Consider the following 7,686-nt stretch of genomic DNA (forward strand, 5'->3'; position numbering starts at 1 on the left):
CGCGAGGCGTTGCGCGACCCGAACTTCGCGCTCCGCGCGGCGCGCGAGCTGCGCGTGGACATCGACTACGTGCCGCGGCCCTACCACCGCGCGTACAAGTAGCTCGGCGGCGGCCGCAGGCACCGCGGGCACTGCGACCGCGCGACACACCAACCTGCGGGGCCACACACCAACCTGCGGACCAAGAAACCAACGTGTGGTCACGAAAAACCGTGTCCCGGGTTGGTGTGTAGCCCCGCGGGTTGGTGTGTGGTCCCGCGGGTTGGTGTCTGGGCCAGAAGTTGGTGCGGCCCGCCGGGGGAGCACGGCATCTCCGCCGTCATGCCCGATACGCCTACGCTTGTCCCATGCGCAGAAATCTTCCCGCGGCCGAACGCTCGGCCGATCAGGTGTATTCGCTGCTCACGTCGTCGATCGTGCCGCGGCCGATCGCGTGGGTGTCCTCGCGCTCGCTCGAGGGCATGCTCAACCTCGCGCCGTACTCCTTCTTTACCGTCGCGTCGCAGGATCCGGCGATCGTGTCGGTGACCTCCGTCGGCCGCAAGGACACGCTCTCGAACGTCCGCGCGACCGGGGAGTTCGTCGTCAATATCGGCTCCGAGCATCTCATCGACCAGATGAACGACAGCTCGGGCGCCTACCCGCGCGAGTTCGACGAGTTCGAGGCATTCGGCCTCACGCCCGAGGACTCCGAATACATCGACGTCCCGCGAGTGGCGGAAGCGGCCATCGCAATCGAGTGCGCCCTGCACGATCTCCACGAGGTCGGCAACGGGACGCTGATCCTCGGGAAGGTCGTGAACTTCTCGATCTCCGAGTCCGTCCTCGCCGAAGACGGGCTGCCGCTGATCGACAAAGTGCGTCCGCCGTCACGCCTGGGTCGAACCGAATGGGGGCTGGCGCCGGAGGTCACGGAAAGGGAGCGCCCGCGGGTGAAGTAGCGGCTGCAGAACCGCCGCCGACCGGGGCAAACGGCGCCAGAAGAATCGAACCTCGCGGGCCCGCCGCGGCAGGTGTATTACTGGTGCCACGCACATCGCGCGTTGCACACCGCGCAGCGCGTCGCCTTACGCGCCAGCCGCATCCCGCAACGCGCGGCGCATCCGCGAGAAGGAGTCCGCAATGGCACAGTCACAAGTACAGGTCCCCGTCTTCGAGCTCGGGGGAGGCGTGCAGATCCCGGCGATCGGCTTCGGCGTGTACCAAACGCCGCCCGAGGAAACGGTCGACGCCGTAACCGCGGCGCTCGAGACCGGCTACCGCCACATCGACACCGCCGCCGCGTACGGCAACGAGCGTGAGGTCGGCAAGGCGATCGCGAGCTCCGGCCTCGCCCGCGACGACGTGTTCATCGAGACCAAGATCTGGCCCACCGACTACGGCTACGAGTCGACCCTGCACGCCTTCGACAAGGCGACGGGCAAACTCGGCGTCGACACCATCGACCTGCTTATCCTCCACCAGCCCGCCGTCGACGCGTTCGATCGCACGCTCGAGGCGTACCGCGCGCTGGAGAAGCTGCGGGCCGACGGCGGCGTCCGCGCGATCGGCATCTCGAACTTCACCCCGCCGCTCCTCGAGCGCCTGCTGGAGACCGCCGAGGTCACCCCGGCAATCAACCAGATCGAGCTGCATCCGTACTTCACTCAGGTCCCGTCGCGCGATGCGAACGCGCGCCGCGGCATCCTCACGCAGGCGTGGTCTCCCATCGGCGGGATCACCAAATATTATGACGGCGGAGCTCCCGGCCGCGTGGCCTTCGAGGATCCCGAGTTGCTCGACATCGCCTCGGCGCACGGAAAGACCGCGGCGCAGGTCATGCTGCGCTGGCATCTGCAGCAGGGGCGGCAGGTGATCCCCAAGTCCACCAACCCCGGGCGCATCGCCGAGAACTTCGACGTGTTCGATTTCGAGCTCACGGTCAAGGAACTCAAGCGCATCGACGACCTCGACACCGGCAAGCGCAGCGGCCCGGACCCGGACGAGCCCCAGCCAGGCTTCTTCGAGGCGGAGATCCCGGAGGCCTGAGCCCGCTCCGACCTCGCCCCGAGGGCGTGGCTCGGGCCCCGACTCCGGCACCCGCCCCGAGCCCGAGACCAAGCCCGCCGGTCACCGCACGACGAGGTCGCTCTCGGTCGCGCTCATCGTGATCGGCGCGATGCGCTTGCCCTTCATCCACTCGTCGACGAACGCCGCCACCGCCGGGTTCGATCCGCGCGCATCGAACACCTCGGGCGCGAGTTCGACGGCGCCGATGAGATGACGCGGCTGCGCATCGAGCCCCGCCGCGCGCGGATACATCCGCATCCCGTCGGCGCTGTGCAGCTGCACGGGAATCGACTCCCCGTCGGGCGTCGTCACACTCGCGGGCCGCGTCGTCGCCGCGGGGTCGAACGCGTCGACGTGCAGGTCGTACCCCGACGGCGCCGCACCCTGCCCGGCCGCGTCGAGGAGCCGCGGATCCACCACCGAATACGGAAGCCCGATATCGAGCAGCAGATCCGCGTCGATCAGCGCGTCTCGCGAGGGGAGCGCGGCGGTAAAATCCCAGGGTGACGGCGGGGCCAGGGTATCCGCCGAGCGGTCCGCGGGCGTGTTCTCGATGAAATCGCCCTGCGCATCGGCGCCCGTGGCCTCGAACGTCCACTGCGGATCCGTGAGCATCTTGTGCCAGAAACCTGTGACGCCATCTTGGCGTCCCTCAACCCGAAGCTCGCGGCGGTCGGGGCCCGGCCCGGTGGAATTGATACTGATGGCCGAGGTGATCTCTCCATCGATCTTGGGTTGCTGCGCCCAGTCAGGTGCCGGAAGTTGCACGGCCGCCGTTCCACGATCGAAAAGCTCGAACATCAGGTTCGAGGCGGACGGCTTGTCCGACTGGTCCTCCCAGCTGTAGCGGAAGAAGACGCTGTCCGACCCGGAGGAATCGAAGTCGAACGTCCGCGTGTACATGTCGCCGTACTTGTTCATCACGAACGTGGTTGACCCGGCGGCCGAAAGCGATGTCGACTTGAAGCGCCCGCCGAGCGGCCCGCCGATCTCGTAGCTGTTGTCGTTGGGGAGCCATGGGTCCGCGTAGGTGATTCGGCTGCCGTCTCCGGTCAGCGCGGGCACCATGGTCATCTTCGCCAGGCCGACGGGGTGGGTGCGGCCGGCGATGTCGGTGTACTCCTTGTTATCCCAGGGCGAGGCGACGGACAGCGCCCACGAATTTGTATCGATCCCGGGCGGGGCCCCGTCCGAAGTCGACCCGGGAACCTTCTGGCCCGGCGCCATCCATAGCATCGCGCCCCATGCCGAGGTCCAGTTCCACGTGATGGGGTCCTGGGTCGCGTTGTCCATCGTGTACATCCAGCCGAGGTCGTCGACCGCGACCATTTCGTCGTCGTCGACCGAGATGGCGACGATGTTTCCGCGCAGGCAGCTCGGCGTCGGTACGTGCCGCCATGGCTGAGGTTCCTCGGAGTGCGGCCGCGTGAGCATCGCTCCGTCGACGAGCGCGAACTCGTAGAACCGATTGAATTGCGTGCGCGGCGTGCGCAGGTCGACGCGCGAAGGTGCAGATTCACCGTCGTAGGTGGGGAGGTTGTCCAGGCCGAATTGGCCGCCTCCCGAAGGCAGACCAGGCGGGAGCTGCGCGGTGCCGAACGGCACGCAGCCCTGTGGTCCTCCCGGTGCACCTGCCGATTGTGCGTACCCGGCGGCGGGCGAGAGGGTGAGGCCGAGCGCGAGCAGCGGGGCGAAAGCGGCGAGACGGCGTGAGCGTGTGCGGATCCCGGTAGTGGTCATGGTGCCGAATTGTGCCCGAGTCTCCTCAAAGTCGAGGGCGAACGGCGAAGCCCGGAACGCAGCGATGGACGAGTTATAGGGCTGCCGAAGCGCCGTGGCGGACGCCGCCGGGCAGAAATTCTATGTAAGAGTTTTGCGGATCGAAGCGTCTGGGATGCGCTGCACGGATGAAGAAAAATTGCTTGGAATAGACGTGAATTCAATAGTTCTTTGCGTCGGAATGTGTAACGGGTCACGGTGGGCGGTCGACATTCCAGATGTGACGGGTGAGCAAGTCCTCCGGCGAATGCGCTGGTACTCGCCCTGAAGGTCACTCGAAATCGCCGCAACTATTGGTCGGCGAAAACAAGGAGATCATCATGTGGACGACTCATTCCCCGGAAAATGTAAACGCCGATAACGGTGCGGTTGCCTCGCGTAACGTCGGTCGCCGAGTTCTCACCGCCGCCGTCACCGCGGGCGCCTTCATCGGCCTCTCCGGTGTCGTCGCGCCGATGGCCTCGGCGCAGGACGAGGTTAAGGGCAAGATCGGCGAAGAGTACGTCGCCGCAGCAGAGGCGAACGGCCAGACGCCGGAAGAATTCTTCGGCGCCGCCACCTCACCGGAGCTCGATGCGGCCAACGGTGGCAAGTTCCAGACCTTCGAGAAAGACAAGAAGTCGATCTACTGGAATCCTGACGTCGCTGGTGGCCAGGCCAACCAGGTCGGCGGAGCTATCTTCGACCTGTGGGGCGAGACCACGATGAACGGTTCCCCCGGATACGAATGGGGCCCGCTGCACTACCCGACGACTCGCGAGTGGCCGACGAATGAATCCGGCGCGAGCGGCGTCGACGGTCGTGGGAACCACTTCGAGGGAGGCTCGATCTACTGGTCGCCGGAGACAGGCGCGCAGATGGTCTGGGGCCTCGTGCGTGACGCATGGTGGCATCTTGGAGCTGAGTCGAGCGAGCTCGGACTGCCTATCGCCCCCGAGACCTTCGACGGCTCGTCGTGGATGCAGAAGTTCGAGGGCGGCGTCGTAGTTGTCCGAACTGACGGGTTGGCGCGAGTGTCGACGGATGAGTCTCCTGGCGACACCGAACCGGTCCCGATCGATCAGCTGACGATCGGATAGCGGATTCGCAGGCCGGAAATGTTCGGCTGCGAGCCTCGCGATGCGGCGGCGACCTGGATTACCAGGTCGTCGCCGCATTCGTGTGCCGCGTGCTCCTTCATCGCAACGCCGGCGGTTTTCAGCTGCCTCTCCGATAGGCCGGTCGTCGGGCTCCGGTCTGCCTCGGCAAAAGCTAGCTCTGGGGAGTCGAAATTCGCGCTCGGACTCGATGGATGTCGGCCGTTTCGTCACGTTCCCAAGCCCGTCATCGGCGGTCGAAATAAACCGCATCGCCAGTCGACAAACCGTCGTGTCATGAAACGGGTGAAAGGTGACTCGGGAAGCGTTCTGAGGCGTGGGAAAAGTGGCGGCAGCTGGAGATGGGCGACTTCTGGCGATTCCGGGCGTGTGCGAAGGCTGCTATGTGGTGGCCGAAACTGCGGCGGTGCGTAAGTGCAGGTAGACGAGTTAAGCGGCGGCCGGCTTGGGTATGGACAGGAATGGCGATCTCCGCTAGAGCCGGACGGCTGGAGGAAGCGGCCGGCAATGGAGAGCGCGGTGGCCGGCCGCGGCGGAACGGACGCCGGTCGGAACGGTTGAAGGCCCGCCCGAGAGATTCGGGCGGGCCTTGGCGCGTGCGTTGGTTGAGGGTGCTGAAGGTGCGAGCTGGGATCAGTCGTCCCAGTCGTCATCCCAATCGTCGTCCCAGTCATCGTCGTGATCGTCGTCGACGTCGTCCCAGTCGTCGTCAAGGAAGTCGAGGAGATGCCACGGGACTGGGATCCCGACCGAGCCGAAGGCGGCGTCGACCTGGTGGCGAATATGGGCGGGGATGGCGATGCCGTCGTACTGGACGACACCGTGCTCGGAGGAGTCTGCCGGGGCGATCGCGGTCTGCGCCGACGCGGTTCCGGCTCCGAGGCCGACCGCGAGAGCGATGGTTGCAGGGACAGAGGTCAGAAGGGTTAGCGCCCTTGTCGTGTTCTTTGCCATGAACCAACTATCTCGGCGGCAAATGAAGCGTCGATGAAACGTTTATGAGGGCGGCTTCATGTTGGGGAGCGCGCAGGCAGATTGGGGAGCACGGGTCGCTGGCGGGTCGGCGGCTGATCGCTAGGCGCCTCGGTAGCCGTCGAAGGCTGCCTCTACATCCGTAGCGGAGAGCCCGTAGTCGGCCAGCGTGTACGAGTGCTTCGGGGCGCGCGCACCGGACAGCGATTTCGCGTTCTCCGCGATCACCGCCGCCTCGACATCCGCCGTGTACTCCGCACCGGCGGCGGCGTAGACCTTGCGGACGGCAGCTCCGGCGTCATCCAGCAATTCGGAATGCGTGACGTCGACGAACGTGGCCTCCGGATGGTGGGCGCGGGCGGCGGTGAACTCCGAAAGCCCGCGCGACCACAGCTCGAGCTGCGTGCGGCCGATGCGTTCGCGCGTGAAACCGGTGGACCACGTGCCCGCCGCGTGCTCGGCGAGCGAGCACATCGAGGCCATCGATTTCACGGGATCGCGGTGGGTGTGGACGATGACGGCATCGGGGTAGACGTCGAGCAGTGCGTCGAGCGCGAACAGGTGGCTCGGATTCTTGAGCACCCAGCGCTTGCCCGGGTCGTTGGCGCCGATGAGCTGCAGGTTGCGCTTGTGCCTCGCGTACGCCGGCCGCCAGTCGGCGCCCGCGAGCCACCGCGAATAACTCGGCAGGTACGCAAGGCATTCGTAGGAGACCGAGGTGAAGGACTGACGCAGCAGCTGCCAGCATTCCTCGAGGTCGTCGGCGGAAATGTAGTGGACTCCGCCGAAGTCGGGATGTTCGGTCATGAAGCCCGCGTACAGGTCTCGGATTCCCGTGTACGTCGGATCCGAGTCCCACTGCTCACGCGGCGGACGGGGTTGCGGGACCTCGGTGAGCCACAATTCGAGACCCTGGTGAGCCGGGTCCGCGCCGAGGAGGCGGTGCAGTGCCGTGGTCCCGGTGCGCGGCAGGCCGGTGACGAAGATCGGCCGCTCTACTTTTGTCCCGAGTACTTCGGGGCGACGCGCGATGCCATCCTCGGCGAGTAGCCGTGCCGCGATCGCGCCTTTGAGCGTCGCGCGGAAATACTTCGAACCCTCGGGTGTGAGCCCGGCGTCTGCGTGCAGCGAATCGAGCAGGCAAGCGAGGCCCTCGCGGTGGTTATCGCCGTCCGGCCCGAACTCGGTGAGCCCGGTCGCGCGCTCCGCGGAGGCGTGGAGATCATCGACATCGCCGACGAACGTGCGCGTGGCGTCGGTATTCGGTGCGCTCACTTGGGTGATCCTTCGCAGTAGGGCGGGCCGTTGGGTGGCCTTTGTTACTGTATGCCCGCGCTCCCCGACGGTGGCGGGTATTTCCGACCGCCGGAACCGCCGCGCGTGCACCGGCTCGCCGCGCCTCGGGTGCGGTAAAAACTAAGGCAAGCGTGCAGGTCTGCGGGCCGTGCGCACAAGGGTGGGCGACAAGACTAGAGGGGGAGCGGTGGCACGAATTCGGCGCTGGTTGGCAGGGGCGTTGCTCGTGCCCGCGCTCGCCGCGGGATCGGCGAGCTGCAGCTTCCTCTCTGACGAGGTGCCGGTGCCGGAAATCCCGCTGACCTCCGCCGAGCGCGAATGCCTCACCGCTGCCTCCGCACTCACCGATGCCCAGCTCACCGCGCTCGCGCGCGGGATGGACGTGTGGATCCCGCGCGAGAATCTCGACTACCTCGCTTCGATGGCCGCCACCCTCGACGCGCGCGGTGGCGCCCTGGCGCTCGCCGCTTCCACTAAGAATGACGCCGAAGCT

Annotated in this window: 7 protein-coding genes; 4 read left to right on the top strand and 3 right to left on the bottom strand. The window is 66.5% G+C overall.

The window, feature by feature from the left end; translation table 11 throughout:
• Positions 1 to 347: 347 nt before the first annotated feature.
• Both K8V11_RS08505 and K8V11_RS08510 read left to right on the top strand, forming a co-directional pair.
• Positions 348 to 941: a flavin reductase family protein gene (locus K8V11_RS08505; protein WP_303912746.1), complete on the top strand. Its 594-nt coding sequence runs from the start codon at positions 348 to 350 to the stop codon at positions 939 to 941.
• A 181-nt stretch (positions 942 to 1,122) separates the two neighbouring features.
• Entirely contained in the window at positions 1,123 to 2,028 is a 906-nt protein-coding gene (locus tag K8V11_RS08510) for an aldo/keto reductase (protein WP_303912748.1), read from the top strand.
• A gap of 81 nt (positions 2,029 to 2,109) precedes the next feature.
• Here the strand turns inward: K8V11_RS08510 and K8V11_RS08515 are convergent, their stop codons facing one another.
• Positions 2,110 to 3,789, bottom strand: a complete 1,680-nt coding sequence (locus K8V11_RS08515; protein WP_303912750.1) for a hypothetical protein — start codon at positions 3,787 to 3,789, stop codon at positions 2,110 to 2,112.
• Between the two features lie 359 nt (positions 3,790 to 4,148).
• On the opposite strand from K8V11_RS08515, the gene K8V11_RS08520 reads away from it, so the two are divergent.
• The gene (locus K8V11_RS08520) at positions 4,149 to 4,907 is read left to right on the top strand and encodes an LGFP repeat-containing protein (RefSeq protein ID WP_303912753.1); all 759 of its coding nucleotides are present in this window, start codon (positions 4,149 to 4,151) and stop codon (positions 4,905 to 4,907) included.
• A gap of 651 nt (positions 4,908 to 5,558) precedes the next feature.
• Here K8V11_RS08520 and K8V11_RS08525 read toward each other — a convergent pair.
• Entirely contained in the window at positions 5,559 to 5,879 is a 321-nt protein-coding gene (locus tag K8V11_RS08525) for a hypothetical protein (protein WP_303912755.1), read from the bottom strand.
• Positions 5,880 to 5,999: 120 nt separating this feature from the next.
• The gene (locus K8V11_RS08530; RefSeq protein WP_303912758.1) at positions 6,000 to 7,172 is read right to left on the bottom strand and encodes a sulfotransferase; all 1,173 of its coding nucleotides are present in this window, start codon (positions 7,170 to 7,172) and stop codon (positions 6,000 to 6,002) included.
• 208 nt (positions 7,173 to 7,380) lie between these two features.
• Between K8V11_RS08530 and K8V11_RS08535 the strand changes: the two genes are divergently transcribed.
• On the top strand, positions 7,381 to 7,686 hold a 306-nt coding region (locus K8V11_RS08535), incomplete at its 3' end, for a hypothetical protein (protein WP_303912761.1).

Origin of the sequence: Dietzia timorensis, from assembly GCF_020742175.1 — a bacterium.
In the GTDB taxonomy this organism is placed as follows: domain Bacteria; phylum Actinomycetota; class Actinomycetes; order Mycobacteriales; family Mycobacteriaceae; genus Dietzia; species Dietzia timorensis_A.

Excerpts from the sequence above, each read along its gene's own strand:
- K8V11_RS08505 (WP_303912746.1), top strand. The coding sequence starts at position 348 with ATGCGCAGAAATCTTCCCGCGGCCGAACGCTCGGCCGATCAGGTGTAT.
- K8V11_RS08510 (WP_303912748.1), top strand. The coding sequence starts at position 1,123 with ATGGCACAGTCACAAGTACAGGTCCCCGTCTTCGAGCTCGGGGGAGGC.
- K8V11_RS08515 (WP_303912750.1), bottom strand. The coding sequence starts at position 3,789 with ATGACCACTACCGGGATCCGCACACGCTCACGCCGTCTCGCCGCTTTC.
- K8V11_RS08520 (WP_303912753.1), top strand. The coding sequence starts at position 4,149 with ATGTGGACGACTCATTCCCCGGAAAATGTAAACGCCGATAACGGTGCG.
- K8V11_RS08525 (WP_303912755.1), bottom strand. The coding sequence starts at position 5,879 with ATGGCAAAGAACACGACAAGGGCGCTAACCCTTCTGACCTCTGTCCCT.